General features: G+C 73.4%; 27 protein-coding genes. 11 read left to right on the forward strand and 16 right to left on the reverse strand.

The features are described 5' to 3' along the window. Nucleotides 1–43: 43 nt before the first annotated feature. The 7 genes from ACFW22_RS23230 to ACFW22_RS23260 all read right to left on the reverse strand — a co-directional run bounded on the left by ACFW22_RS23230 (nt 44) and on the right by ACFW22_RS23260 (nt 6534). Nucleotides 44–223: a hypothetical protein gene (locus tag ACFW22_RS23230; protein WP_386407875.1), complete on the reverse strand. Its 180-nt coding sequence runs from the start codon at nt 221–223 to the stop codon at nt 44–46. Between the two features lie 14 nt (nt 224–237). Beyond that, nucleotides 238–819, reverse strand: coding sequence for a hypothetical protein (locus ACFW22_RS23235; RefSeq protein ID WP_386407952.1), 582 nt, complete (start codon nt 817–819; stop codon nt 238–240). Nucleotides 820–942: 123 nt separating this feature from the next. Then, nucleotides 943–1749 (reverse strand): type III pantothenate kinase, encoded by an 807-nt coding sequence (locus tag ACFW22_RS23240; protein WP_384871691.1) that lies wholly within the window; start codon nt 1747–1749, stop codon nt 943–945. Next, nucleotides 1749–2765, reverse strand: coding sequence for a carboxylating nicotinate-nucleotide diphosphorylase (nadC, locus tag ACFW22_RS23245; RefSeq protein WP_386407877.1), 1017 nt, complete (start codon nt 2763–2765; stop codon nt 1749–1751). The genes ACFW22_RS23240 and nadC overlap by 1 nt, the downstream gene beginning before the upstream one ends. Beyond that, a complete protein-coding gene (locus ACFW22_RS23250) occupies nt 2766–4457 on the reverse strand; it encodes an L-aspartate oxidase (RefSeq protein ID WP_386407879.1) in 1692 nt (563 codons plus the stop codon). It abuts the gene before it with no gap. Next, entirely contained in the window at nt 4454–5572 is a 1119-nt protein-coding gene (gene panC, locus ACFW22_RS23255) for a pantoate--beta-alanine ligase (protein WP_386407881.1), read from the reverse strand. The genes ACFW22_RS23250 and panC overlap by 4 nt, the downstream gene beginning before the upstream one ends. Continuing rightward, entirely contained in the window at nt 5569–6534 is a 966-nt protein-coding gene (locus ACFW22_RS23260; RefSeq protein WP_384871680.1) for a Rossmann-like and DUF2520 domain-containing protein, read from the reverse strand. Before ACFW22_RS23260 ends, panC begins: the two co-directional genes overlap by 4 nt. A 126-nt stretch (nt 6535–6660) precedes the next feature. On the opposite strand from ACFW22_RS23260, the gene ACFW22_RS23265 reads away from it, so the two are divergent. After that, a complete protein-coding gene (locus ACFW22_RS23265) occupies nt 6661–7845 on the forward strand; it encodes a threonine aldolase family protein (protein WP_386407884.1) in 1185 nt (394 codons plus the stop codon). A gap of 113 nt (nt 7846–7958) precedes the next feature. Here the strand turns inward: ACFW22_RS23265 and ACFW22_RS23270 are convergent, their stop codons facing one another. Continuing rightward, nucleotides 7959–8165, reverse strand: a complete 207-nt coding sequence (locus ACFW22_RS23270) for a hypothetical protein (RefSeq protein ID WP_386407886.1) — start codon at nt 8163–8165, stop codon at nt 7959–7961. Between the two features lie 99 nt (nt 8166–8264). Here ACFW22_RS23270 and ACFW22_RS23275 point away from each other — a divergent pair, with 99 nt between their 5' ends. Continuing rightward, nucleotides 8265–9353 (forward strand): DUF5937 family protein, encoded by a 1089-nt coding sequence (locus tag ACFW22_RS23275; protein WP_386407888.1) that lies wholly within the window; start codon nt 8265–8267, stop codon nt 9351–9353. Between the two features lie 112 nt (nt 9354–9465). Here the strand turns inward: ACFW22_RS23275 and ACFW22_RS23280 are convergent, their stop codons facing one another. Next, nucleotides 9466–10146: a response regulator gene (locus tag ACFW22_RS23280; RefSeq protein WP_386407890.1), complete on the reverse strand. Its 681-nt coding sequence runs from the start codon at nt 10144–10146 to the stop codon at nt 9466–9468. A 19-nt stretch (nt 10147–10165) separates the two neighbouring features. Next, complete coding sequence (locus ACFW22_RS23285) at nt 10166–11368, reverse strand: sensor histidine kinase (RefSeq protein ID WP_386407892.1); 1203 nt, start codon at nt 11366–11368, stop codon at nt 10166–10168. Nucleotides 11369–11468: 100 nt separating this feature from the next. Between ACFW22_RS23285 and ACFW22_RS23290 the strand changes: the two genes are divergently transcribed. Further along, nucleotides 11469–12539 (forward strand): SAM-dependent methyltransferase, encoded by a 1071-nt coding sequence (locus ACFW22_RS23290; protein WP_386407954.1) that lies wholly within the window; start codon nt 11469–11471, stop codon nt 12537–12539. An 80-nt stretch (nt 12540–12619) separates the two neighbouring features. After that, on the forward strand, nt 12620–13762 hold the full coding sequence (locus ACFW22_RS23295) for an NADH-quinone oxidoreductase subunit D (protein ID WP_386407894.1): 1143 nt from the start codon (nt 12620–12622) through the stop codon (nt 13760–13762). A gap of 286 nt (nt 13763–14048) precedes the next feature. Here ACFW22_RS23295 and ACFW22_RS23300 read toward each other — a convergent pair whose 3' ends face one another. The 4 genes from ACFW22_RS23300 to ACFW22_RS23315 all read right to left on the reverse strand — a co-directional run bounded on the left by ACFW22_RS23300 (nt 14049) and on the right by ACFW22_RS23315 (nt 17617). Beyond that, nucleotides 14049–15134 carry a hypothetical protein gene (locus tag ACFW22_RS23300; RefSeq protein ID WP_386407896.1) on the reverse strand — a complete coding sequence of 362 codons (1086 nt, stop codon included), beginning with the start codon at nt 15132–15134 and terminating at the stop codon, nt 14049–14051. A gap of 130 nt (nt 15135–15264) precedes the next feature. Beyond that, nucleotides 15265–16254 carry an ABC transporter substrate-binding protein gene (locus ACFW22_RS23305; RefSeq protein ID WP_386407898.1) on the reverse strand — a complete coding sequence of 330 codons (990 nt, stop codon included), beginning with the start codon at nt 16252–16254 and terminating at the stop codon, nt 15265–15267. A gap of 6 nt (nt 16255–16260) precedes the next feature. Next, nucleotides 16261–16935 carry an ABC transporter permease gene (locus ACFW22_RS23310; protein WP_386407900.1) on the reverse strand — a complete coding sequence of 225 codons (675 nt, stop codon included), beginning with the start codon at nt 16933–16935 and terminating at the stop codon, nt 16261–16263. 1 nt (nt 16936) lies between these two features. Next, complete coding sequence (locus tag ACFW22_RS23315; RefSeq protein WP_386407902.1) at nt 16937–17617, reverse strand: ABC transporter permease; 681 nt, start codon at nt 17615–17617, stop codon at nt 16937–16939. 144 nt (nt 17618–17761) lie between these two features. Between ACFW22_RS23315 and ACFW22_RS23320 the strand changes: the two genes are divergently transcribed. Then, nucleotides 17762–18724, forward strand: coding sequence for an ABC transporter ATP-binding protein (locus ACFW22_RS23320; RefSeq protein WP_386407904.1), 963 nt, complete (start codon nt 17762–17764; stop codon nt 18722–18724). 21 nt (nt 18725–18745) lie between these two features. On the opposite strand, the gene ACFW22_RS23325 is transcribed toward ACFW22_RS23320, so the two are convergent. Beyond that, nucleotides 18746–19858: an alpha/beta hydrolase gene (locus ACFW22_RS23325; RefSeq protein ID WP_386407906.1), complete on the reverse strand. Its 1113-nt coding sequence runs from the start codon at nt 19856–19858 to the stop codon at nt 18746–18748. Between the two features lie 163 nt (nt 19859–20021). Here ACFW22_RS23325 and ACFW22_RS23330 point away from each other — a divergent pair, with 163 nt between their 5' ends. The 6 genes from ACFW22_RS23330 (at nt 20022) to ACFW22_RS23355 (ending at nt 24920) form a co-directional block, all read left to right on the forward strand. After that, nucleotides 20022–21857, forward strand: coding sequence for a phosphatidylglycerol lysyltransferase domain-containing protein (locus tag ACFW22_RS23330; protein WP_386407908.1), 1836 nt, complete (start codon nt 20022–20024; stop codon nt 21855–21857). A 95-nt stretch (nt 21858–21952) separates the two neighbouring features. Next, nucleotides 21953–22813, forward strand: coding sequence for a dihydropteroate synthase (folP, locus tag ACFW22_RS23335; RefSeq protein WP_386407910.1), 861 nt, complete (start codon nt 21953–21955; stop codon nt 22811–22813). Continuing rightward, a complete protein-coding gene (locus ACFW22_RS23340; RefSeq protein ID WP_386407912.1) occupies nt 22810–23313 on the forward strand; it encodes a nuclear transport factor 2 family protein in 504 nt (167 codons plus the stop codon). Before folP ends, ACFW22_RS23340 begins: the two co-directional genes overlap by 4 nt. A 122-nt stretch (nt 23314–23435) precedes the next feature. Then, a complete protein-coding gene (gene folB, locus ACFW22_RS23345; RefSeq protein WP_351177449.1) occupies nt 23436–23795 on the forward strand; it encodes a dihydroneopterin aldolase in 360 nt (119 codons plus the stop codon). Next, nucleotides 23792–24391, forward strand: a complete 600-nt coding sequence (gene folK, locus ACFW22_RS23350) for a 2-amino-4-hydroxy-6-hydroxymethyldihydropteridine diphosphokinase (RefSeq protein WP_384871635.1) — start codon at nt 23792–23794, stop codon at nt 24389–24391. The genes folB and folK overlap by 4 nt, the downstream gene beginning before the upstream one ends. A gap of 49 nt (nt 24392–24440) precedes the next feature. Next, a complete protein-coding gene (locus ACFW22_RS23355; RefSeq protein ID WP_386407915.1) occupies nt 24441–24920 on the forward strand; it encodes a DUF3180 domain-containing protein in 480 nt (159 codons plus the stop codon). A gap of 143 nt (nt 24921–25063) precedes the next feature. Here ACFW22_RS23355 and folE read toward each other — a convergent pair whose 3' ends face one another. Continuing rightward, entirely contained in the window at nt 25064–25669 is a 606-nt protein-coding gene (gene folE / locus ACFW22_RS23360; RefSeq protein WP_366036849.1) for a GTP cyclohydrolase I FolE, read from the reverse strand. Between the last annotated feature and the right edge of the window lie 56 nt (nt 25670–25725).

Here is a 25725-nt window from a genome sequence, read left to right on the forward strand (position 1 = left end):
CCACGAAGGGTCGCGCGTCCTCGGCGGTGCGGGGCCGGGTGCCTCAGGAAGCGGAAGGACCGTCCGCCTGACGGGCGGCCTCGGCGCGCGCGAGGGTCGCGTCCACCAACGCGTCCTCCTTGGCCTTGTTGGGGCCGCCCTGGCTCTTGACGATCGTGACGACGAGGCCGATGAAGAAGGCGGCCATCACGACGGGGGGCAGGAGCGCGGATACGTAGTCCATGGTGTTCAGGGTAGCTACCCGGCGACCCGTTCCTCGGGCGGGGGCGGCGGAACGGGGCGGCGGCGCGGCGGAAACACTTCGGAGGGCTTGGGCACCGGGCGCTCGGCCGGGGCGGGCGGGTTCGGCTTGGGCTCGTCCCCCGCCCCGCGCCCGCCCGGAAGGGCGAGCAGTCGGGCCCGGGAGCCGGTGGCCGTGCCGGCCGCGGTCGAGGAGGTGGCCTGGGAGACCCGGGCCAGGCGCGTGCGGACCGAGCGCTCGGCGAGGACCTGGCAGCGTTCGAGGAGCTCGGCGGCGGCCGGATTGCGGCGCAGGGCGCGCAGGGCGGCGAGGTCGTCGACCCCGGGGTCGTAGCCGGCGGCCAGTGCGTCCCGGAGGAGCTCCAGGTAGCCGGCGAGGGACCCGGGCAGCGCCTCGCGGTAGCGGACCAGGTCGTCAAGGAGGAAGGCGCGCAGCCGGCCGGCCTCGCGGACCGCCTCGTCCACGGATTCGGCCAGGCGGAGGCAGTCCTGGACGTCCTCGACCTGGAGGGGGGCAGGGTGGAGGGCAATGGCAAGGGCGCGACGGAGCACACGCAGCTCGTCCGCACTGAACGCCATGCCGCCGCGGGATCCGTAGGGCGTGGGCATGGGCCGACGATACGCGCTAATCGGACAATTTCCCCCTAGTGATCGTTCCGGCGCGCCGGAACGATCACCCGCCTCCCGTAACCGGCCGGTGCCTCACATCCGGGAGACGTTCCGCTCGTACACGAGGCGCAGGCCGATCAGGGTCAGCCAGGGCTCGTGCGCGTCGATCTCCTTGGAGTCGGCGAGGACCATCGGCGCCAGTCCACCGGTCGCGATCACCGTGACGTCGGAGGGGTCGCCCTTCGCCCCGACCAGCTCCCGCTTCATCCGGGCCACCACGCCGTCGACCTGCCCCACGTAACCGAAGACGATGCCCGACTGCATGGCCTCGACCGTGTTCCTGCCGATCACGCTGCGGGGGCGGGCCAGCTCGATCTTGCGGAGCATGGCGCCCTTGACGCCGAGGGCCTCCACCGAGATCTCGATGCCCGGCGCGATCGCCCCGCCGGTGTACTCGCCGCGCGAGGTGACCGCGTCGTACGTCGTCGCCGTGCCGAAGTCCACGACGATCGCCGGACCGCCGTACAGCTCCATCGCCGCAACCGCGTTGACGATGCGGTCCGCGCCGACCTCCTTCGGGTGGTCCGTGATGATCGGCACGCCCGTCTTGACACCGGGCTCCACCAGGACCGCCGGCACGTCCCCGTAGTAGCGGCGGGTCACCTCGCGCAGTTCGTGCAGCACCGAGGGGACCGTCGCGCAGATGGCGATCCCCTCGATGCCGTCGCTCAGCTCGACGCCGAGCAACGGGTGCATGCCCATGAGTCCCTGCAGCAGGACCGCCATCTCGTCGGCGGTCCTGCGCGGGTCCGTGGAGATCCGCCAGTGCTCGACGATCTCCTCGCCGTCGAAGAGACCGAGCACCGTGTGCGTGTTGCCGACGTCGATGGTGAGCAGCATCAGGCCCGCACCTCGCGCAGGTCGAGGCCGATGTCGAGGATCGGGGAGGAGTGGGTGAGCCCGCCGACCGCCAGGTAGTCGACGCCGGTCGACGCGTACGCCGCCGCGTTCTCCAGGGTCAGGCGGCCCGAAGACTCCAGGACCGCGCGGCCCGCGACCAGCGCGACGGCCTCCTCGGTCTCGATCGGGGTGAAGTTGTCGAGCAGGATCAGGTCGGCGCCCGCGTCCAGGACCTCGCGGACCTGGTGCATCGTGTCGACCTCGACCTCGATCGGGACCTCGGGGAACAGCTCGCGCACGGCCTTGAACGCTTCGGCGACGCCACCGGCCGCCACCACGTGGTTGTCCTTCACCAGGGCGGCGTCGGAAAGCGACATGCGGTGGTTGACGCCACCGCCGCAGCGGACCGCGTACTTCTCCAGGGCGCGCAGGCCGGGCGTCGTCTTGCGGGTGTCGCGGACCTTCGCCTTCGTGCCCTCCAGGGCGTCCGCCCAGGCGCGCGTGGCGGTGGCGATGCCGGAGAGGCGGCACAGGATGTTCAGTGCGCTGCGCTCGCCGGTCAACAGGTCGCGGGTGCGGGCGGTGACGCTGAGGAGCACGTCCCCGGCCTCGACGCGCTCGCCGTCCTCGACGTGCCGCTCGACCTCGAACTCGTCCGTGCACACGATCGACAGCACGGCCTCGGCGACCCGCAGGCCGGCCACCACGCCGGCCTCGCGGGCGGTGAAGTCGGCGGTGGCCACGGCGTCCTCGGGAACGGTCGCCACGGTCGTCACGTCGACCCCGCCGTCGAGGTCCTCGGCGATCGCGAGGTGGGCGATGTCCTCCACCTGGACGGGGTCGAGACCGGCGTCCTCGAGGAGCTGCGCGAGGGCGGGGTCGAGCCCGCACTCGAACTCCTCGCCGCCGCAGCCGCAGTCGTCGCCACAGCCGTCGGCCTCGTCGGAGGAGACCGTGTTGATCTGGATGAGGGGGACGTCCACGGCTTCGGGACGGGCTTCCTCGGGCGTGCTCACTTACGGCTCCCTGGGGCGTCGAGGGTGGGGGGGGAAGTCGGGCGTTTCAGTGGTGCGGACGTCGAGCGTCCGCTCCGGCGTGAGGTGGATGACGAGGTGCCGGCGCCACGCGTCGTCCCGCTCGGGCCGGTCCTCGCGCCAGTGGCAGCCGCGGGTCTCCTCGCGGCGGAGGGCCGCGGCGACCAGCACCCGGGCGACGCACAGCAGGTTCGTGGTCTCCCAGGAGTCCACCCCCGGCTCGGCCGCCTTGGTGTCGTCGGTGCCGCCCGCCACGGCGTCGCCGTGCAGGGCGTCGAGGGCTTCGGCGGCCCCCCGCAGACTGGCCTCCGAGCGGAGCACCCCCGCGCCGGAGGTCATGATCCGCTGGATGCGGCTCCGGGCCCCGGCCACCGGCAGCGGCAGGGTCACCGGGACCGGGGGCGGCACCGGGACGCCCGGCGCGCGCGGAGCGGAGGCCGTGACGTCCGCGGCGATCCGCTCGGCGAAGACCAGGCCCTCCAGGAGGGAGTTCGAGGCGAGCCGGTTGGCTCCGTGGACGCCCGTGCAGGCGACTTCCCCGCACGCGTACAGGCCCGGCACGGTGGTCCGGCCGTGCAGGTCCGTGCGGATGCCGCCGGAGGCGTAGTGGGCGGCGGGGGCGACCGGGATCGGCTCCGTCACCGGGTCGATGCCGTGGGCCCGGCAGGCGGCCAGGATCGTGGGGAAGCGCTCCGCCCACATCGCGGCGCCGAAGTGACGGGCGTCGAGGTACATGTGCGCGGTGCCCTGCTCCTGCATCCGACGGGTGATCGCCTTGGCGACGATGTCCCGGGGCGCGAGCTCGGCCAGCTCGTGCTGCCCGAGCATGAAGCGGACCCCGTCGGCGTCGACCAGGTGGGCGCCTTCGCCGCGCACCGCCTCGGAGACCAGCGGCTGCTGGCCCTCGGAGCCGGCTCCGAGGAAGAGCACCGTCGGGTGGAACTGCACGAACTCCAGGTCGGAGACCTCAGCCCCGGCGCGCAGCGCGAGCGCCACGCCGTCGCCGGTGGAGACCGCCGGGTTCGTGGTGGCGGAGAAGACCTGGCCCATGCCGCCGGTGGCGAGGACCACCGCGGGGGCGTGGACGGCGCCGACGCCGTCGTGCTGTCCCTCGCCCATCACGTGCAGGGTCACGCCCGCGGCACGTCCCCCGGCGTCCGTCAGGAGGTCCAGGACGAGGGCGTGCTCGATGAAACGCACGCCCCGGTCGCGTATCGCCTCCACGAGGGCCCGGGAGATCTCGGCACCGGTCGCGTCCCCGCCCGCGTGCGCGATCCGACGGCGGTGGTGGCCGCCCTCCCGGGTCAGGGCGATCTCGCCGGCGGAGTCCTTGTCGAAGTCGGCGCCCGTCGCCATCAGCCGGCGGACGGCGTCGGGCCCCTCGGTGACCAGGGCCCGCACGGCCCGCTCGTCGCACAGCCCGGCCCCGGCGACGAGGGTGTCGTCGAGGTGCTGCTCGGGGGTGTCGCCCTCGCCGAGCGCGGCGGCGATGCCGCCCTGCGCCCAGCGAGTGGAGCCGTCGTCCAGGCGGGCCTTGGTGACGACCACCGTGCGGAGCCCGGCGGCGGTGCAGCGCAGGGCGGCGGTGAGGCCGGCGACCCCCGAGCCGACCACGACGACGTCGGCGTCGATGTCCCAGCCCGGTGCGGGCGCGTGCAGCCGTATTCCGGTCACTTGGTGACTCCGAAGGTCAGGGGGATGTTGTCGATGAGGCGCGTGGTCCCCACCCGCGCGGCGACGGCGAGGACCGCCTCCCCGTCGTACGCGCCGCCGACCTCGGTGAAGTCGGCCGGGTCGACCAGGGCCAGGTAGTCCAGGACGAGCGGCGGCTCGGCCTTGGCCGCCTCCTCCAGCACCGTGCGGGCCGCGGCGCGCACAGCCTCGGCACAGCCGCCCTCCACCGCCTGGGCGACCGCGTGGGCATCGGCGGCGGCCCGGGCCTCGCCGAGCCGGGACAGGGCCTCGGCGCGGTTCTCGGCACGCTCCTGGGCGCCGGGCAGCGCGGCGGCCCTGGCCCGGAGCGCCTGCTGGGCGGCGAGCCGCTCGCGGGCGGCGAACAGCGCACGGGACAGGGAGAGGGCCGTCCGTCGCTCGTCGGTCGACAGGTAGCGGTTGCGGCTGGACAGGGCGAGGCCGTCGGGCTCGCGGACGGTCTCCACGCCGACGATCTCGACCGGGACGTTCAGGTCCTTGACCATGCGGCGGATCAGGGCCAGCTGCTGGGCGTCCTTCTGACCGAAGAAGGCCAGGTCGGGCGTGGTGAGGTGGAGCAGCTTGGCGACGACCGTCAGCATGCCGTCGAAGTGTCCGGGCCGGAAGGCGCCTTCGAGTCGCTCGCCCATGGGTCCCGCGGTGATCCGGACCTGGGGCTCCCCACCCGGGTAGACCTCGTCGGCGGAGGGGGCGAAGACGGCGCTCGCACCTGCTTCGAGGGCCAGCGCCAGGTCGGCGTCGAGGGTGCGGGGGTAGCGGTCGAGGTCTTCTCCCGCGCCGAACTGCAGCGGGTTGACGAAGACGGTGACGACGACGAAGCCCCCGGCCCCGACGCGGGCGCGGGCGGCCCGGATCAGGGTGGCGTGGCCCTCGTGGAGGGCGCCCATGGTCATCACCACGGCGGTGCGTCCGGGGGTGCCCCGGAGGGCGACGGCACCGCGGAGGGCCTCGACCGTGGGGAGCAGCGCGGCGGCCCCCTGGGGTGCGGGGCGGCCGGCCCGGGCGCCGTCGGCGTTCTCGGCGGGCACGGCGTTCTCGGCGGGCACGGCGTTCGTCCGGGCGAACGGCGGGGTCATCGGTCGTCTCCTTGCGGCCCGTCGGCGGGGTCTGCGGGGTGGGCGGTTCCGCTCGTCGTCTCCGCGAGCACCCCGAGCAGGTCCTCGGCCAGTTCGGGCTTGAGCAGGCCGTGGGCGAGCGCCCGGTCGGCGGTCGTACGGGCCATCGCGAGGTAGCCGGTGACGGTCCCGGGCGCGTGCTTGCGGAGCTCGGCGACATGCGCGGCGACCGTGCCCGCGTCGCCGCGGGCGACGGGTCCGGTGAGGGCCGCGTCCCCGGACCGCAGTGCATTGTCCAGGGCCGCGCCCAGGAGCGGACCGAGCATCCGGTCGGGGGCGGCGACCCCGGCCTTGTGGAGCAGCTCCATCGACTGGGCCACCAGGGTGACGAGGTGGTTCGCCCCGAGGGCCAGCGCCGCGTGGTAGAGCGGCCGGGCCCCCTCCGCGATCCATTCGGGCTCGCCGCCCATCTCGATGACGAGCGCCTCGGCGGCGAGCCTCAGCTCCTCGGGCGCGGTGACCCCGAAGGAGCAGCCGGCGAGCCGCTGGACGTCCACCGCGGTGCCGGTGAAGGTCATGGCGGGGTGCAGGGCGAGCGGCAGGGCGCCCGCCCGCCGGGCGGGGTCCAGGACCCGTGCCCCGTACCGTCCGGAGGTGTGCACGAGCAGCTGGCCCTGTCGTACGGCGCCGGTGTCGGCGAGGCCTTCGACCAGGCCCGGCAGGGCGTCGTCCGGCACGGTCAGGAGGACCAGGTCGGCGAGGGCGAGGACGCGCGCGGGCTCGACGACCGGGACGTCGGGGAGGAGCTCCGCGGCACGGCGCCGGGAGGCGTCGGAGACCGCCGACACGGCGACGGGACGGTGCCCCGCGAGCTGGAGCGAGGCGGCGAGGGCGGGACCCACGCGGCCGGCGCCGACGACTCCTACGGTGAGCCGGGCGGGTCGGTCCTCGGCTCGGGGCTCGGGCGCTGCTGGTGCGTTCACGGTGGGGACGGCCTTCCGTTCCAGTCCTCGGCGGGTACCGGACGATTTCTGGTCATGCTACGCCAGCGTTTCGTCCTGCCTCCGCGGCTGTCCACAGGGTGTGGGCGGTGGTGCGATGATCGCCTGGTGAAACCTGTGACACCCGTCGAGGGCACCGACGAGACCGTGGCGGACGAGGAAGCGGCACAGCTCCACCGGACGACGGTGTGGGGCGGCGCCGACCGCAAGCTGTGGGACGGCTTCCTGGACGGCACGGTCGGGTCCGGGCTGCGCGCACTGGCCGACTGGGCGCAGCGCTCCGGCCGTGACGGGGAGCGGCCCGACACCTACGGGAACGGGCTCGTGGAGGAGCTGGAGCAGCGCGTCGCCGAGGAGCTCGGCTTCCCCTCCGCCGTCTTCTTCCCCACCGGCACCATGGCCCAGCAGGTGGTGCTGCGCTGTTGGGCGGGGCGGACCGGCAGCCCCGTCGTCGCCCTCCACCCGCTCGCCCATCCGGAGGTCCACGAGGACGGGGCGCTCGTGGCCGTCGCCGGGCTCCGCACGGTCCACCCGACCGACGCGCCGCGACTTCCGACCGCCGAAGAGGTGCGGGACCACCCGGAGCCCTTCGGGACGCTGATGCTGGAGCTCCCGCTGCGGGACGCCGGTTTCGTCCTTCCGTCCTGGGAAGGGCTGACCGCGGTGGTGGAGGCGGCCCGGGAACGGGACGCGGTGGTCCACTTCGACGGTGCGCGGCTGTGGGAGTGCCCGACGCACTTCGGCCGGGGGCTCGCGGAGGTCGCGGGACTCGCCGACAGCGTGTACGTCTCGTTCTACAAGTCCCTCGGCGGCATCTCCGGAGCCGCGCTCGCCGGCCCCGAGGACGTCATGGAGGAGGCCCGCGTCTGGCGCCACCGGTACGGCGGGATGCTCTTCCAGCAGTACCCGGCTGCGCTCTCCGCGCTCCGGGGCCTGGACGTCGAGCTGCCCCGGCTGCCCTCGTACGTGGCACACGCGCGGGTGGTGGCCGCCGCGGTCCGGGAGGCGCTCGCGGAGGCCGGCACCGGCTGGTTCGAGGTCCGCCCGGAGACCCCGCACACCCATCAGTTCCAGGTCTGGTTGCCGTACGCCCCCGAGGTCCTGACGGCGGCTGCGCTCGCCCAGACCGAGGACACCGGCGTGACCCTCTTCCGCCGCTGGTCCGCACCCGGGACGGGTCTCCCGCCCGGCGTGGCCGTGACCGAGCTGACGGTGTCGTCGCCGGGCTTGGAGTGGACGGCGGAGGACGTGAAGACGGCGGTGCGGGACTTCCTGGCGCGCGTCGAGGGCTGAGCACCGGGCTCGGAGCGCCTTCGGGCCCGGCGCCGTTCCGCCGCCGGCCGGCGCGGTCGGGCACACCGCGCGGGCGACCGGACCGGGCCCCGCGGGCGGGGCGCCGCCGGCCTTCAGCCGTCCCCGAGGCGGAACCGGCGGCGCAGGGCCGCACGGAGGGTGCCGCGGGCCGGGCGGCCCGCGAGGACCCGCTCGAAGCGGCGACGGTCCCGGGCCGCCCGCAGCGCGGCCACCTCGTGGGTGCCGGGCTCGGGCGGCAGCGGCTCGCCCAGCCGGGCGGCGCGGTAGGAGTCGAAGAGGTACTGGTGCAGCGCGTTCATGTCCTCACCGTGCGCCGGGCGACCGCCGTCCCGCCCGTCGTTTGACGCCACCCGTCAAACGGGACGACGCCCCCCGTTCCCGTCCCGCACCATGGGCGGGTGAGCGTGACGATCGACATCACCGGACTGCCGCACGAGCGGATCGCCTTCTGCCCCTCACCGCTGGCCGAACTGGGCGCTGCCCTGCACGCCCTGTCCGCGCCCGCGCACCATCCCCGGCTCCACGCCTGGACCACGGCCACCACGGCCGGGCTCAAGCCGGAGCTCGCGGATCGGCTCCACGAGGCCGACTTCATGTGGAACAGCACCCGCTCGGACATCCTGCTGCCGGCGCAGCCCCGCGAGACCCTCGCGGAGGAGCTGGACGACCTCGACCGGATGGACGACGAGAAGTACGTGGGCTCCGCCCTGGAGATCTCCTGCAACAGCATGTACACGCACGGCGCCCGCTCGCCGCTCGTCGACCAGCGGATGCGCCGGCGCGCCCTCGACCTGGCCGCTGCGCGCGGACCGCGGCAGGCCGCCTTCGTGGAGCGGATGCTGACCGACCCGCCGGGCACGCGTGCGTGGATCCGGCGGCTCCTGGAGGACTGCGACGAGGCCTTCTTCGCCGACACCTGGCGCCGCGTGCGGGTGGAGCTGGCCGCCGACGCGCGCCACAAGACGGAACTGATGCGCCGCAAGGGCCTGGCGGAAGCGGTCGGCGCCACCTCCCCCGCGATCGCCTTGGAGGAGGACGGCGCGGGTTCCCGGATCGTCGTCGACAAGCTGGTCCAGGGCCGTACCAGGACCGAGGTCTCCGCGGTGACGTTCCTGCCGACGGCCTTCGGCTGGCCGCACCTCTTCGCCCTCTACACACCGGGCTGGCAGCCGGTCGTCCAGTACCCGATCCCCGGCCGCGAACTCGCCGGGGCGGCCTCCGTGGACGAGGTCGCCCGGCGCCTGGAGGCCGTTGCCCACCCCCTGCGGATGCGGCTCTGCCGCAGCCTCGCCCGCGGGGCGAGCACCACGGGCGAACTGGCCGACGCGTACAACATCACCGCCCCCGAGGTCTCCCGCCACCTCGCGGTCATGAAGAAGGCCGGCCTGCTCACCACCCAGCGCCGCGGCCGGTACGTGCTGCACCAGCTCGACGTGTCCGTCGTCGCCCGGCTCGGCAGCGACTTCCTGGAGTCGGTGCTCCGCTGACGGGCCCCGTCCGCACGGCTCGGGCCGCCTCCCCGGCCGCACCGCTCGAACCGCCGCCCCGGGCCCGGCTTCCCGCCCGGCTCCCGTACGGCTCCCGCCCCGGCCCGTACGGCTAGGGTGCGCCGCCGCCCGCACGGACCAGGCCCGTCTCGTACGCCAGGACCACGACCTGGACCCGGTCGCGCAGGCCCAACTTGGTCAGGATCCGGCCCACGTGCGTCTTCACCGTCGCCTCCGACAGGACGAGCCGGGCGGCGATCTCGCCGTTCGACAAGCCCTGTGCGACCAGCATCATCACCTCCCGCTCCCGGTCCGTCAGCCGCTCCAACCCCCTGCCGGCGGGCCCCGTCTCCTTCCCCGAGGACGGCAGCATCGGCGAGAAGCGGTCCAGGAGCCGGCGCGTGGTCGACGGCGCCACCACCGCGTCACCGCTGTGCACCGCACGGATCGCCCCCAGCAGCTCGGCCGGGGGCACGTCCTTCAGCATGAAGCCGCTCGCACCCGCCTTCAGGCCCGAGAAGGCGTACTCGTCGAGGTCGAACGTCGTCAGGATCAGCACCTTCGGGGCGTCGGGCTGCGAGCAGATCCGCCGGGTCGTCTCCACCCCGTCCAGCTTCGGCATCCGCACGTCCATCAGGACGACGTCGACCGCCGTGGAGCGCAGCGCCTCAAGGGCCTCGACCCCGTCGCCCGCCTCCGCCACGACGTCCATGTCCGGCTGGGCGGCGAGCACCATGCGGAAGCCGGTCCGCAGCAGCACCTGGTCGTCGACGAGCATCACGCGGATGGTCATGCGGGTTCCTTAGGGGTCGTCAGTGAGCGGATTTGAGCGGGAGCAGGGCGCTGATGCGGAAACCGCCACCGGGGCGCGGCCCCGCGTCCAGCGTGCCGCCGACCATCCCGACCCGCTCCCGCATGCCGATCAGGCCGTGGCCCCGCCCGTCGGCGCCGCCGTCCTCGTACATCTCCTGCGGGGCGCCCCGGCCGTCGTCCTCGACCAACAGGCCGAGGCCGTCGTCGAAGTAGACGAGGCGCACGCTCGCGCCGACGTCCGGTCCGCCGTGCTTGCGCGTGTTGGTGAGGGCTTCCTGCACGATCCGGTACGCGGTGAGCTCGACGCCGCTGGGCAGCGGGCGCGGGCTCCCCTCGATGGCGAAGTCGACGGTGAGGCCGGCGCCGCGGACCTGCTCGACCAGGTCCTCGATCTGCTGCACATCGGGCTGCGGCACGTACTCCCCGGCCTCCTGGTGCTCACCGGTCCGCAGGATCCCGAGGAGCCTGCGCATCTCGGCGAGCGCCTGGCGGCCCGTGGTGGAGATGGTCTCCAACGCCTGTTTGGCGGTCTCCGGGGAGGAGTCCATGACGTAGGCGGCGCCGTCCGCCTGCACCACCATCACCGACACGTTGTGCGCGACGACGTCGTGCAGTTCGCGGGCGATCCGGGCCCGCTCGGCGGCGACCGCGACCTTGGCCTGGGCCTCGCGCTCCTGTTCCAGCCGGGAAGCCCGCTCCTCCAGCTGCGCGAAGTAGGCGCGGCGGGTGCGGAGCGAGTCGCCGAGGACCCAGGCGAGCGCGAACGGGACGGTCATGATGATCGTGAAGAAGACCTTGGCCGCAGGGGATCCCGGGTCCTCCGTCGGCCACCTCAGCTGGGCCAGGGTCGCCGCGCAGAGCCCGCCGATCAGTGCCAGCCGGGACGCCCAGCGGGGGCCGTCGTGGGCCGCCACCGTGAAGATGATGACGAGCATGGCGAAATCGGCCAGGAACGGCTCCAGACCGAAACCGAGCTGGACCAGGCCGAGGCCGACCGCGAGCAGCAGCATCCGCTCCGGCGCGCGCCGGCGCAGCGCCACGACCAACGAGAAGAGCACGGCAACCCCGACGAACGCGACGGGCCGGTCGACCGCAGGAGCGGTCGACGCCACCCACAGCAGGGAGAACCCGAGGAGGACGACGGCCCAGAAGGTGTCGACGCCCGTCGGGTGTCTGCGGAGGAAGTCGTAGAGGCGCTGCACGTCACCCAGAGTAAAGAAGGGGTGCAACCCCGGGGATCAACCGTGGGGTCGATCCTTCGCCCGGACGCCGTACTCCCCGAGGTGGAGACTGGGGCACGTGATGGACGAGACGTGTCAGTGGCAGGGGTGGCGGGAAGCCACCGAGCGGGCGCTGTACGGCCCCGGGGGCTTCTACCTGCGCCCGGAGGGCCCGGCGGGGCACTTCCGCACGTCGGTGCACGCCTCCCCGCTCTTCGCGGCGGCGGTGGCGCGCCTGCTCGGTGAGGTCGCGGAGGAGCTGGGAACCACCGAGGTCGACCTGGTGGACGTGGGCGCGGGCCGCGGTGAGCTGCTCGCGGCGGTGCTCGCCGCCGTCGGGCCCTCGCTCTCGGTGCGGGCCCGCGCGGTCGAACGGGCCGCCCGGCCCGCCGGCCTCGACCCCCGGGTGGAGTGGACCGACCGGGTGCCGCGGAACGTCCACGGGCTGCTCTTCGCGAACGAGTGGCTCGACAACGTGCCGGTCGACGTCGCCGAGGCGGACGCGGCGGGCACGGCCCGGTACGTGGAGGTCGCACCGGACGGCACCGAACGGCTCGGCGCACCCGTCACCGGCCCGGACGCCGACTGGCTGGCCCGCTGGTGGCCGCTGCGGGAGCCCGGGGCGCGGGCCGAGATCGGGCGCCCCCGGGACGAGGCCTGGGCGGCGGCCGTCGGCTGTCTGTCGGCGGGCCGCGCGGTGGCCGTGGACTACGCGCACGTACGGGCCTCCCGACCGCCCTTCGGCTCCCTCACCGGCTTCCGGGCGGGCCGCGAGGTCCCTCCGGTCCCGGACGGCACCCGGGACCTGACCTCCCACGTGGCCCTGGACGCGTGCGGGAACCTCCCGGTGGGGATCGGGGGCGCGGGCACCGGCCGGGCCGGGGGGACGGCCCCGGGCGGCCCGGTGGCGTCCGCTTCGGCCGTGGACGTCCTGCCCGGGCTTCCCGCGGCCGAGCTGGTCAGCCAGCGGGAGGCGCTGCACCGGCTCGGGGTGTCCGGGGAGCGGCCCCCGATGGCGCTCGCCTCGACCGACCCGGCCGGATACGTGCGTGCGCTCGCCTCCGCCGGCGAGGCGGCCGAACTCACCGCCCGCGGCGGCCTCGGCGACTTCCTCTGGCTGACCCAGCGGGTCCCGGCCGCCGGGCACCGCTGACCCGGCTGCGCTGACCCGGCTGCGGTCGTCCGGCGGGCACGGCCGGCAAGGGGCGCGGGGCGGCAGGGGATACTGGCCGCATGACGGAGACGACGGTCGGAATCGGCGGCGCGGCGGAGAGCACCGACATGGTGCTGAACATCGGACCGCAGCATCCCTCGACCCACGGTGTGCTCCGGCTGCGGCTCGTCCTCGACGGCGAGGTCGTGCGCGAGGCCGAGCCGGTCATCGGCTACATGCACCGCGGTGCCGAGAAGCTCTTCGAGGCGCGGGACTACCGGCAGATCATCATGCTGGCCAACCGCCACGACTGGCTCTCCGCCTTCTCCAACGAGCTCGGCGTGGTCATGGCCGTCGAGCGGATGCTCGGCATGGAGGTCCCGGAGCGGGCCGTGTGGACCCGGACGCTGCTCGCCGAGTTGAACCGGGTCCTCAACCACCTGATGTTCCTCGGCTCGTACCCGCTGGAGCTCGGTGGCATCACCCCCGTCTTCCACGCCTTCCGCGAGCGCGAGGAGCTCCAGACGGTGATGGAGGAGGTCTCCGGCGGCCGGATGCACTACATGTTCAACCGGGTCGGCGGCCTCAAGGAGGACCTGCCGGCCGGCTGGCTGGGGCGGGCCCGGCAGGCCGTCGCGGACGTGCGGTCGCGGATGGACGTGTACGACCGGCTGGTCCTCGGGAACGAGATCTTCCGCGGTCGCACCCGCGGGGTCGGGGTGCTGAGTCCGGAGGCGGTGCACGCCTACGGGGTGTCCGGGCCCATCGCCCGCGCCTCGGGCGTCGACTTCGACCTGCGCCGCGACGAGCCGTACCTCGCCTACGGGGAGCTCCAGGACGTCCTGCGGGTCGCCGTGCGGCAGGACGGGGACTGCCTGGCCAGGTTCGAGTGCCTGCTCGACCAGACGCACAACTCCCTGGACCTGGCGGACGCGTGTCTGGACCGGATGGCCGAGCTGGCTCCCGGGCCGATCAACCAGCGGCTTCCGAAGGTGCTGAAGGCGCCGGAGGGCCACACCTACGCCTGGACCGAGAACCCGCTCGGCGTCAACGGCTACTACCTGGTCTCCAAGGGCGAGAAGACCCCGTACCGGCTGAAGCTGCGCTCGGCGTCGTTCAACAACATCCAGGCCCTGGTGGAACTGCTGCCGGGAACCCTGGTCGCCGACATGGTGGCGATCCTGGGCTCGTTGTTCTTCGTCGTGGGCGACATCGACAAGTAGCGGGCGGGGCCGCGGGCCGGTGTCGACGAGGACGGTGCCGGCCGAGGCGGTGCCGGTCCGACCGGCCGGGCACCCGCGGTCGCTTCCTCGGGCGGGAACACGACCACCGCGGAGGAAGCGCGTTCCTCCGCGGTGGGTGTCCACGAACTCCTTGCGGCCCGCAGGGCGCCGGGGCGACTCGTGCCGCGGGAGCCGGGACCCGGTGTCCCCTCAGACTCGCGCGCGGGCCGGGACCCGGTGCCCCCTCAGACTCGCGCGCGGGCCGGGAGCCGGACCGACCGGCGGGTCACGAGTTGACGGCGCCGCGCAGCTCGGCCATGTCCAGCTGTTCGGTCTCGTCGTGCGCGGTCAGGTCGATGACCTGACCGACCGTGCGGGGCCCCGCGGGGACGGGGCCGCTGACGGCCGGGGGGACCGGGGCGGGGTCGGCCGGGGTGCTCCCGGAGGCCAGGGCCTCTTCGAGGGCCTCCTCGCCCACGACGTCCGCGAGGTCGGAGTTCTGCGCGGCCTCGATGGCGGCGGCCTTCTGCGCGCCGAAGAAGTCGAAGCCGCCCTCAGGGCGCGGAACGGACCTGCGGGCCGCGTACGGGACGATCGCGGCGGCCACCGGAACCGTCGGCACGGCGCCGGAGGCGGGCGGGGCCTGACTCGCCGGGGGCAGCGCGGGGGTGGTGGCGGCCGTACGGGTGTGCTGCTCGGTCCCGACAGCCGCCGCGTGCTTCCCCCGCGGTTCCTCCGTCTCGCGGGCGCGCTCGGCGAGGTCGCGGGCGCGGGCCGCCTCCGCCGTCCGGCGGGCCTGCTGGGCCGCGGCGTTGCGCGGGAGGTCCCGCAGTGCCCGGGCCGCGCGGCGGTACGCCTCCGGGGTGGGCGTCGAGCCGGCGGCCGGCAGTGCCTTGGCATCGGCGGTGGTGGTGCCGGTCGTCTCCAGGGCGAGGACGCGGCGGCCCTCCAGGGCGCTGGCCCGCTCGGTCTCCGCGGTGGCGTACCGGCGGAGCAGGTCGGCGTGCTCGCCGCGCAGCCCGGCGAGCTCGACGCGCTTGGCGCGGAGCTTGGAGTCGAGCCGGGCGCGCAGCGCACGGGCCTCCTCCAGGTCGGACTCCAGCTCGGCGATGCGCTCTTCGGCCTTCCACTGGTCGGCGGTGCGCGCCCGGTCGAGTTCGGCGACCCGCCGGCCGGCGCTCCGGTCCCAACCGCGCATGAGGACGGCGCCGATGACGGCGGCTGCGGCTGCGGCAGCCGCGAACAGTCGCGCGACCAACAGGTCGCCGGGCAGCCAGGCCGCCGCGGCACACACGACCGCGGCGCCGGCGACCGCGGAGGGCGGCAGCAGCTTGTGCAGAGGCGGGGAATGGCGGTGGCGTCCACGTGGCATGGCCTGAAATTTACCGTGCGTAGGGGTCGTGTGGGGCGTCGGCCCGGTAATCTCTTGGCCACTTCTCGCCACCAGAAGTGGTTATCAATGGTTCCGGTTCCGTTTCGGGCCGACGCCCCTCCTCGGCCGGCTACTTCTTGAGCAGCCCCTTCGCCTCCAGGTACTCCTTGGCGACGTCCTCCGGCTTCGCCCGCTCGGCATCCACCGTGCGGTTGAGTTCGGCGAGATCCGCTGTGGTCAGCACCCGGGTGAGCCGGTCGAGCGCGGCGGCGATCTCCGGTGCCCCCGCGTCCTTCGCGTTGACCACGGGGACCACGTTGTCGGCGTTCTGCAGCTTCTTGTCATCGGCGAGCAGGACGAGGCCGTAGCTGTCGATCGTGGCGTCCGTGGTGGTGGTCAGGACCAGCTGGTCCACCCCGTCCTTGACCGCCTGCTTGGCCTGCGGCGTACCGACGCCCTTGGGGTCGATCCCCACCACGTCGATCCCGTACGCCTTCTTCAGCCCGGGCGCGCAGAAGGGCCGCACCGCACATTCGTCACCGGCCGCGATCTTCACCTTGAGCTTCGCACGGCCGAGATCGGAAAGGGTGGTCAGCTCGTTCTTCTCGGCGAATTCCCTCGTCACCGCGAAAGCGTTCTGATCGACGGCTTCTCCGACCGCGAGCACCTTCAGCCCGCGCGGCTCGGCGAGCTTCCGCAGCGCCTCCACCGTGGCCGCCGCATCGCCGGAGGCGACCGGCTTCTCCTCGGGCGCCTTCGGTCCGTTCACCTTCGCATTGAGGAATTCCGCAATCGTCGCCGCATATTCCGGAACGACGTCGATCTCGCCCTTCTCCAAGGAGGGCTCGTACAGCTCGCGGTTCTTCACCGTGGTGATGGAGACCGAGTATCCGGCGGCCCGCAGCGACTGGGCGTACAGCTCGGCGAGGACCTTGGCCTCCGTGAAGGCCGCGGCGCCCACCACCAGCGAGCCCTTCTCCCCGCCGCCCGAGGTGCCGGAGTCCTTCTTCCCGCCCTCCTCCAGGCTGTCGCCCCCGCATGCCGCGAGGACGACGGTCAGCGCCGCCGTTCCCAGCAGTGCGCCCGCGACACGCGAGATCCTGTTCACGAGATCACCCATCTCAAGTCAGCGTTCAACAAATCGACGTCGTCGTTCGAAAAGTCGGTCTGCCGCCACGAGCACGCCCTCGACCAGGAGGGCGAGCAGGGCCACCAACACGGCGCCCGCGACCACCTGCGCGGTGTCGTACGTGGCGAAGCCGGCCGTGATCACCCGGCCCAAGCCGCCCTGCCCCACCATCGCGGCGACGGTCGCCGTGGCCACCACCTGCACCGCGGCCGAACGCACCCCCGTCATCACCACCGGCCGCGCCAGCGGGAGTTCGACCCGCCAGAAGAGCTGGCCCCCCGTCATTCCCATGCCCCGTGCGGCCTGCACGGCCGCTCGGTCCACCTCCCGCACCCCCACGTAGGCGTTGGTCAGGAGCGGGGGCACCGCGAACAGCACCAGGGCCACCACGGTCGGCACGTAGCCGGCGTTCCGCAGGGGCGACACCATGAACAGGGCCAACACGGCGAAGACGGGAATCGCCCGCCCCACGTTGGACACGTTCACCGCGATCACGCCGCCCCTGCCGAGGTGGCCGAGCCACAGGCCCAAGGGAAGCGCCAGCACCGAGGCGACGAGGAGAGCCGTGCCGCTCACGTACGCGTGCTCGGCGAGCCGCTGCCCGATGCCCTCCTCGCCCGCCCAGTGCGCGCCGGTGGTGAGCCAGCCCCAGGCGTCCGTCACCACGCCCACCTCACCCACCTCCCGGCGCGGTCCGTATCCGGGCCCACGGCGTCAACAGCCGTTGCAGGCCCAGGAGCAAGAGATCGGCGACGACCGCGAGCAGCACGCACAGCACCGAGGCGGCGAGCAACTGCGCCTTGAAGAAGGTCGGCAGTGCGTCCTCGATCAGATTGCCGAGACCGCCGCGGCCGACGACCGAGCCGATCGTCGTCAGGGCGACCGTGGAGACCGTGGCCATCCGCACACCGGCCATCAGCACCGGCAGCGCCAGCGGCAGTTCGACCTGCCAGAGCAGTCGCAGCGGCCCGTACCCCATGCCGCGGGCCGCCTCCCGCGTCTCGGCCGGAACGGCGGCGAGCCCCGCCAGGGCGTTCCGCACCAGGATCGTCAGCGCGTAGAGCACGAGGCCGGTCACCACGAGGGACGCCGACAGGCCGAAGAGCGGCAGCAGCAGCGAGAACATCGCCAGCGAAGGCACCGTGTACAGCAGCGTGGTCAGTCCGAGCACCGGGCCGGCGAAGCGGGGACGGGCCCGGACCAGCAACGCGAGCGGCACCGCGACGACCAGCGCGATCAGCACCGACACGACGGTGATCCCCACGTGCTGGAGCAGCGCGTCCGTCAACTCCGGCCGGCGCGTGCGCAGGTACTCGCCGCAGATCCAGTCGTTCGTCACCAGACAGCTCGACATGCCCACGCCCTCCCCCGGCCCTCCGTCTTCCCCGAACGCTCGCGTGACGACCCTAACCCCCGCCACCGACAAGTCCCGAGCCCCGGCACCTCATGGGGACGTGCCCTCCCGCACCGCGGCGGGCTCGGGACAGAATGGGGAACCATGATCCGGTTCGAACACGTGACCAAGCGCTACGACGACGGGACCACCGCCGTGGACGACCTCTCCTTCGAGGTCGCCGAGGGCGAGCTCGTCACCCTGGTGGGCCCGTCCGGCTGCGGCAAGACCACCACGATGATGATGGTGAACCGGCTCGTCGAGCCGACCTCGGGCCGCGTCCTCGTCGACGGCGAGGACATCGCCGGCGTCGACCCGGTCGCCCTGCGCCGCAAGATCGGCTACGTCATCCAACAGGTCGGGCTCTTCCCCCACCGCACCGTGCTCGACAACACCGCGACCGTCCCCGCCCTCCTCGGCTGGAAGAAGTCCGCCGCCCGCGCCCGCGCCGCCGAGCTGCTCGACCTCGTCGGCCTCGACCCCGCCGTCCACGGCCCCCGCTACCCCGCACAGCTCTCCGGCGGCCAGCGCCAGCGGGTCGGCGTCGCCCGCGCACTCGCCGCCGACCCGCCCGTCCTCCTCATGGACGAGCCCTTCGGGGCCGTCGATCCGGTCGTCCGCGAGCGCCTCCAGAACGAGTTCCTGGCGCTCCAGGCCACCGTCCGCAAGACCGTCCTCCTCGTCACCCACGACATCGAAGAAGCCGTCCGCATGGGCGACCGCATGGCCGTCTACGGGCAGGGCCGCATCGAGCAGTTCGCCCCGCCCGCCACCGTGCTCGGCGCCCCGGCCACCCCGTACGTCGCGGACTTCGTGGGCAGCGACCGGGGGCTCAAGCGACTGGCCGTCACCCCCGTCACCGAGGCCGACCTCGAACCCCCGTCCCAGGGGGACGGGGACGACGCCCCGGCCCCCGTCCCCCTGGGCACCTCCCTCAAGGACGCCCTCGCCGTGCTGCTCCAGCACGACACCGGTCGCCTCTCCGTCACCGGCGACGACGGCCGGCCGCTCGGCGTCCTGACCCCGGCCGGGGTCCACCGCGCCCTGCGCCGCGCCGCCGTGGAGTGACCGCCGCCCCCGCGACGACGGTCATTCCGCACTGAGCTTCCCGCCCATCCAGACGAGGCCGGGCGGGATCTCCCGGTTCCAGGTGTTGAAGTTGTGGCCGCCGCTCTCCAACACGATCGACGACACCCGCGCCGGACCCTTCACCTTCCGGATGAACTCCTGCGTCCCCTTCAGATTGCCCTCGCCCCGCTTCGACGTCGTGACCAGGAACGAGGTGTTCCCCAGCGGCTCGTGGTCCAGGCTCCACAGCAGGTCGCCCCGCTTGCGCAGCGCGTCGTCCCCGTGGAACAGGTCCCCGGTCGTCACGTCCTCCGCCGCCCGGTAGTACGCGGAGAAGCCCACGCCCGCCGCGAACCGGTCCGGATGGTGCAGTGCGATCTTCAAGGCGCAGTAACCGCCCGTCGAGTTGCCCATGAAGCCCCAGTTGCGGGGCTCCGCACCGACCCGGTACGCGCCCGAGACCGCCCTCGGAAGGTCCTCCGCGAAGAAGGTCTCCGTCTGCGGGCCCCCGGGGACGTCCACGCACTCGGTGTCCCGCGGCGGCGCCACCGTGGGGCGCAGCATCACCAGGACCATCGGCTGCATCCGTCCCTCCTTCGCCTGGAGGTACGCCGTCCTCGGGTACTTGAGCCCCTTGATCAGGTTCTCCGCCGTCCCCGGGTACCCCGTCAACACCACCGACGCCGGGAACGTCCGCTTCGCGTACTGCTCCTGGAAGTACTCCGGCGGCAGGTACACGTAAGCGGGCGAGACGATCCCCGACCGCTCCCCCGTCAGCACGACCTTCTGTATCTGTCCGCCGATCGACGGGCGGCCACCGCCCGGGACGTCGAGCGCCTGCGTCCCCACGACCCGTACGCCCCGGGAACCGCCGGCGTGGTCGACGACCACGCCCATCTCCTGCTCCTGCCCGAACAGATCGGCCCACGAGCCGTAGAAGAGGAAGGACTTGTTCGCCGTCAGGCCCAGCGCCGCGAACAGCGCCACCTGGGTCGCCAGCAGCAGCCCCACCCGGCCCACGACGGCCCGCCAGCCACGGCGCGCGAGTCTCGGCCACAGCCAGACCGTGGCCATGAACAGCACCACGGCCAGCACCACGGCCAGCACGAGAACTTTGTTACTGGTGAGACCCATGAGGCGTCCGAGCCTTCTTTCCGAGATTTTCCCGTCTGCGAATGAACCCGGCCCCACACGCCTCCGTCCTACAGGGCGCACCAGCCGGAACGGCCCGCCGACCACACCTCGGGCCGACCGGAGTCAAAGACCCTGAGCAGGACCACAAGAGGTACGGGGAGCCATGTCTGTCACGGTAGATGGGGACAAATCGCGATTGGTTCCGGTTCGGGCACGGCGGATCCTCCGCGGCCCCCGCCCCGAAAAGGTGCCCGGACTCGTCGGAACGGCCTGCTCCGTCATCGGCCTCATCGACATCGCCGCCGGCGTCTTCCCCCGCTTCCGCATCAGCCGCATGCACGCCCTCGCCGAGTTCCTCCCCGGCACCCTCGGCTCCCTCTCCGCCGCCCTCTCCCTCAGCACCGGCGTCCTCCTGCTGCTCCTCTCCCACGGCCTCAAGCGCAACAAGCGGCGCGCCTGGCGCGCCGCCGTCGCCCTCCTCCCGATCGGTGCGGCAGCCCAGTTCGTCTGGCGCCACTCCCTGGGAGGGGCGCTGCTCTCCCTGCTGCTCCTCGCCCTCCTGATCCGCCACCGCGACCAGTTCACCGCGCTCCCCGACCCGCGCAGCCGCTGGCGGGCGCTCGCCAACTTCGCCGTCGTGGGCGCCGGATCCATCGCCCTCGGCCTGGCCGTCGTCAGCGCCCACCCGCGCCGCCTCATCGGCAACCCCAGCCTCGCCGACCGACTCGAACACGTCCTGTACGGGCTCCTCGGCGTCGAAGGGCCCCTCGCCTACGACAAGGGCGTCGGCTGGACCGTGAGCTACTCCCTCGGCGCCCTCGGCATGCTCACCGCCCTCACCACCATCTACCTGGCCTTCCGCCCCGAACACCCCGCCGCCCGCCTCACCCCCGAGGACGAGACCCGGCTGCGCGCCCTCCTCGACCGACACGGCGGCCGGGACTCCCTCGGCCACTTCGCCCTCCGCCACGACAAGGGCGTCGTCTTCTCACCGAGCGGCAAGGCCGCCGTCTGCTACCGCGTCGTCTCCGGCGTCATGCTCGCCAGCGGCGACCCCATCGGAGACGTCGAGGCATGGCCCGGCGCCATCGAACGCTTCATGGACGAGGCCAAGGCCCACTCCTGGACCCCCGCCGTCATGGGCTGCTCCGAGACCGGCGGCCAGGTCTGGACCCGCGAGACCGGCCTCGACGCCCTCGAACTCGGCGACGAGGCGGTGGTCGACGTCGCGGATTTCTCCCTCACCGGCCGGGCCATGCGCAACGTCCGCCAGATGGTCAAGCGCATCGAGCGCAACGGCTACACCACCCGGGTCCGTCGGGTCCGTGACCTCGACGAGGACGAACTCGACCGGATCCGCCGCGCCGCCGCCGACTGGCGCGGCACCGACACCGAACGCGGCTTCTCCATGGCCCTCGGCCGGATCGGCGCCCCCGGTGACGGCGACGCCGTGATAGCGACCGCGCACAAGGCGGACGACGCCTCCCCGTACGGCGACCTCAAGGCGATCATCCACTTCGTCCCCTGGGGCACCGACGGCATGTCCCTCGAACTGATGCGCCGCGACCGCTCCGCCGACCCCGGGATGAACGAGCTGCTCATCGTCGCCGCCCTCCAGTCCTCCCCCACCCTGGGCATCGCACGGGTGTCGCTCAACTTCGCGATGTTCCGCGCCGCACTCGCCCGCGGCGAGAAGATCGGCGCCGGCCCCGTCCTGCGCCTCTGGCGCGGGCTCCTGGTCTTCCTCTCCCGCTGGTTCCAGATCGAGTCGCTCTACAAGTTCAACGCCAAGTTCCAGCCGCGCTGGGAACCCCGTTTCCTGGTCTACCGCCAGAGCCGCGACCTCCCCCGCATCGGCTTCGCCGCCCTGCAGGCCGAGGGCTTCGTGCACCTCTCCCTGCCACGCCCCTTCGCCCACACCCGCCCGGCCACCGCGCCCCGCCCGTGTGCCCACATCGTCCCCGCCCGGGCCGCCGAACACGAGGCCCACGCCGCTTGACCGGGGCGCGCCGGGCGGCCCGGACCGGGGTGCCCGGTGCGCCCGGCCGCCGGTCCACACGGCCTGATCCGGCCCTCGGGCCCTACGCTGGACACATGCGTACGACGATCGACCGGGGCACGGCCCGGGGCCTGCCCGAGTGGGACCGCTGTGCGGTCATGGGCGTGGTCAACGTGACCCCCGATTCCTTCTCCGACGGCGGCCGGTGGTTCGACACCACGGCCGCCGTCAAGCACGGCCTCGACCTGGTTGCCCAGGGCGCCGACCTCGTCGACGTCGGTGGCGAGTCCACCCGCCCCGGCGCCACCCGGGTGGACGAGGAGGAAGAGCTCCGCCGGGTGGTGCCCGTCGTCCGCGGCCTCGCCGCCGAAGGCGTCACGGTCTCCGTCGACACCATGCGCGCCTCCGTCGCCGCCCGGGCCGTCGCCGCCGGCGCCGTGCTGGTCAACGACGTCAGCGGTGGCCTCGCCGACCCCGCCATGGTCCCCGCCGTGGCCGCCGCCGAGGTCCCCTTCGTCGTCATGCACTGGCGCGGCTTCAGCGCGGACATGAACCGCCTCGCCGTGTACGACGACGTCGTCGGCGAGGTCGTCGCGGAACTCCGCACCCGCCTGGAGGCGGTCATCGACGGCGGGATCGACCCCGAGCGGATCGTCATCGACCCCGGCCTCGGCTTCGCCAAGCTGGCCCCCCACGACCTCGCCCTCGTCGCGCACCTCGCCGAACTGCGCGCGCTCGGCCGCCCCCTCCTCGTCGCCGCCTCCCGCAAGCGGTTCCTCGGCCACGTCCTCGCCCGTGAGGGCGCCTCCCCGCCCCCCGCCCGCGAGCGCGACGCCGCCACCGCCGCGGTCTCGGCGCTCGCCGCCCGTGCCGGGGCGTGGGCCGTCCGCGTCCACGAAGTACGGGCCACCGCCGACGCCGTGCGCGTCGCGAGGGCCGTCGAGGGAGCCGCGTGAGCCACCCGCGCGGCACCGAAGGGGCGGCCGACCGGGCGGCCGTCGAAGCCGCCAACACCGCCTTCTACGAGGCCATGGAGACGGGTGACTTCGAAGGCCTCGCAGGGCTGTGGCTCGACGAGGGGGCCGACGGGGCCGCCCCCGTCACCTGCGTCCATCCCGGCTGGCCCGTCCTCACCGGTCGCGGCGAGGTGCTCCGCTCGTACGCCCTGATCATGGCGAACACCGAGTACATCCAGTTCTTCCTCACCGACCTGCGGATCTCGCTGGGCGGCGACACCGCCCTCGTCACCTGCACCGAGAACATCCTCAGCGGCGGTCCCGCCGAGGACGGCGCCGAACTGGGCCCCCTCGTCGGTCAGCTCGTCGTCGCCACCAACGTGTTCCGCCGCACGCCCGAGGGCTGGCGGATCTGGTCCCACCACGCCTCCCCCGTGCTCGCCTCGAACGAGGAAGAGGGCCCGGAGACCGGCGCGGAAGGCACCGAGCCGCCCCTCTGACCCGTCGCCCGGCCCCCCCGCGGGCAGGCCCTGTCGGTGCCCGCAGGTAGATTCGAGCATGGACACCCGGCCGTCCGCACCCGGCTGCGTGCCCCCGAACTACGACAGCAGGAGTGATTCGCGTGGATCGTGTCGCGCTGCGCGGCCTCAAGGCCCGAGGCCACCACGGCGTCTTCCCCAAGGAGCGCGAGGAGGGCCAGACCTTCATCGTGGACCTGGTCCTCGGCCTGGACACCCGCCCGGCGGCTGCCGAGGACGACCTTTCGAAGACCGTGCACTACGGCATCGTCGCCGAAGAGGTCGTCGACGTCGTCCAGGGCGAGCCCGTCGACCTGATCGAGACCCTCGCCGAGCGCATCGCCCAGCAGTGCCTCAGCCACGCCGGGGTACAAGAAGTGGAGGTCGTCGTCCACAAGCCGGACGCGCCCATCACCGTGCCCTTCGACGACGTGACCATCACGATCACCCGGAGCCGACGATGAAGCCGACCCAGAGCGACCCCACCGTCCAGCCCGTACCCGCCTCCGTCGTCGCGACCGTCGACGCGGCGGACACGACGCTCTCCAACCCGCGCTGGGCCGTCCTGGCCCTCGGCGCCAACCTCGGCAACCGCCTGGAGACCCTCCAGGGCGCCATCGACGCCCTCGGCGACACCCCCGGCCTCCGGGTGAAGGCCGTCTCCCCCGTCTACGAGACGGAGCCCTGGGGCGTCGAGCCCGGCAGCCAGCCCTCGTACTTCAACGCCGTCGCCCTCGTGAAGACGACGCTGCCCCCCTCCTCCCTGCTGGAGCGGGCCCACGCCGTCGAGGAGGCCTTCCACCGCGTCCGCGAGCAGCGCTGGGGCGCGCGCACCATCGACGTCGACATCGTCGCGTACGCGGACCTGGTATCCGAGGACCCGGTCCTCACCCTCCCGCACCCGCGTGCGCACCAGCGCGCCTTCGTCCTCGCCCCCTGGCACGACGTGGACCCCGACGCCCAGCTCCCCGGCCTCGGCCCGGTGGTCGACCTGCTGGCCGCCGTCGGCCGGGAGGGCGTCACTCCCCGTGCCGACCTGGAACTCCGTCTGCCCGAGTAGTCGTTACGCTCGTGGCAGACCGCCTCCGCGACCACACGAAGGACACCCGGTGAAACAACTGCGGCTGAAAGTGCTCGCCGGACTGTTCCTCGGGGCGGGCGTCCTCTCCTGGGGCGGCGCCCAGCTGTGGAACGCGGTCGGCACTCTTCCGGGCGTGCCGGTCGCGGCGCCCATCGTCCTGACCGTGATCGCCGTCATCCTGACCGCAACCGCCCTGTCGATCCGGGCCCGTCTCAAGGCCCAGCGGGAGCGCCGCCCCGACGCCAAGGGCGTCGAACCGCTGATGGCCGCCCGTGCGGTGGTCTTCGGCCAGGCGAGCGCGCTGGTCGCCGCCCTCGTCGCCGGCATGTACGGCGGCACCGGCGTCTTCCTCCTCGGTTCCCTGGAGGTTCCGGCCCGTCGCGACCAGGCCGTCTATGCGGCCCTCTCGGTCGCGGCGGGCATCGCCGTCATCGCCGCCGCCCTCTTCCTGGAGCGGGTCTGCAAGCTCCCGGAGGACAACGACGGGAACCGGTCCCCGGCCGCCTGAGGCCCGTCAGACCCCGAGCAGGGCCGCCCCCGGTGGACCGGTCCTGTCGGCCCCGGGGCGGCAGCTTCCCGTGGGGTCCTGGTGCGTGGGGCGAAAGCGGCGCCGTCCGCCCCGCGGGGCGGACGGGACCTTCGCCACGCGCCCTAGCGGGCCAGTATCAGGGACATGGCCTCGGCGCGCGTCGTGGCGTCCCGAAGCTGGCCGCGCACCGCCGAGGTCGTCGTCTTCGCGCCCGGCTTGCGGATGCCGCGGAGCGACATGCACATGTGCTCGGCCTCGATCACGACGATCGCACCACGGGCCTCCAGGATCTTCATCAGCGAATCGGCGATCTGGGTCGTCAGGCGCTCCTGGACCTGCGGGCGCCGGGCGAAGACGTCGACCAGACGGGCCAGCTTCGAGAGCCCCGTGATCTTGCCGCTTTCCGCAGGGATGTAGCCCACGTGGGCCACCCCGTGGAACGGAAGCAAATGGTGCTCGCAGAAGCTGACGAGTTCGATGTCCTTCACGAGGACCATCTCATCGTGACCAAGATCGAAAGTAGTGGTCAGGACGTCCTCGGGCTCCTGGCGCATGCCCGCCAGCAACTCCCTGTAGGCACGCGCAACGCGTGCGGGCGTCTGCTGCAGGCCCTCACGGTCAGGGTCCTCGCCGACCGCGATGAGGAGCTCCCGTACGGCGTTCTCGGCGCGCTTCTCGTCGAAGTCGCCGATCGTGCCCTCGCCGTCCAGCGTCACCGGGTCGGTCATCTCTGCCTCGTTCCGTCTGCACTCGGTGCGCGAAGAGCCGCGCCCCCACAGGCTAG

This window comes from Streptomyces sp. NPDC058872 (assembly GCF_042743065.1).
In the GTDB taxonomy this organism is placed as follows: Bacteria; Actinomycetota; Actinomycetes; order Streptomycetales; family Streptomycetaceae; genus Streptomyces.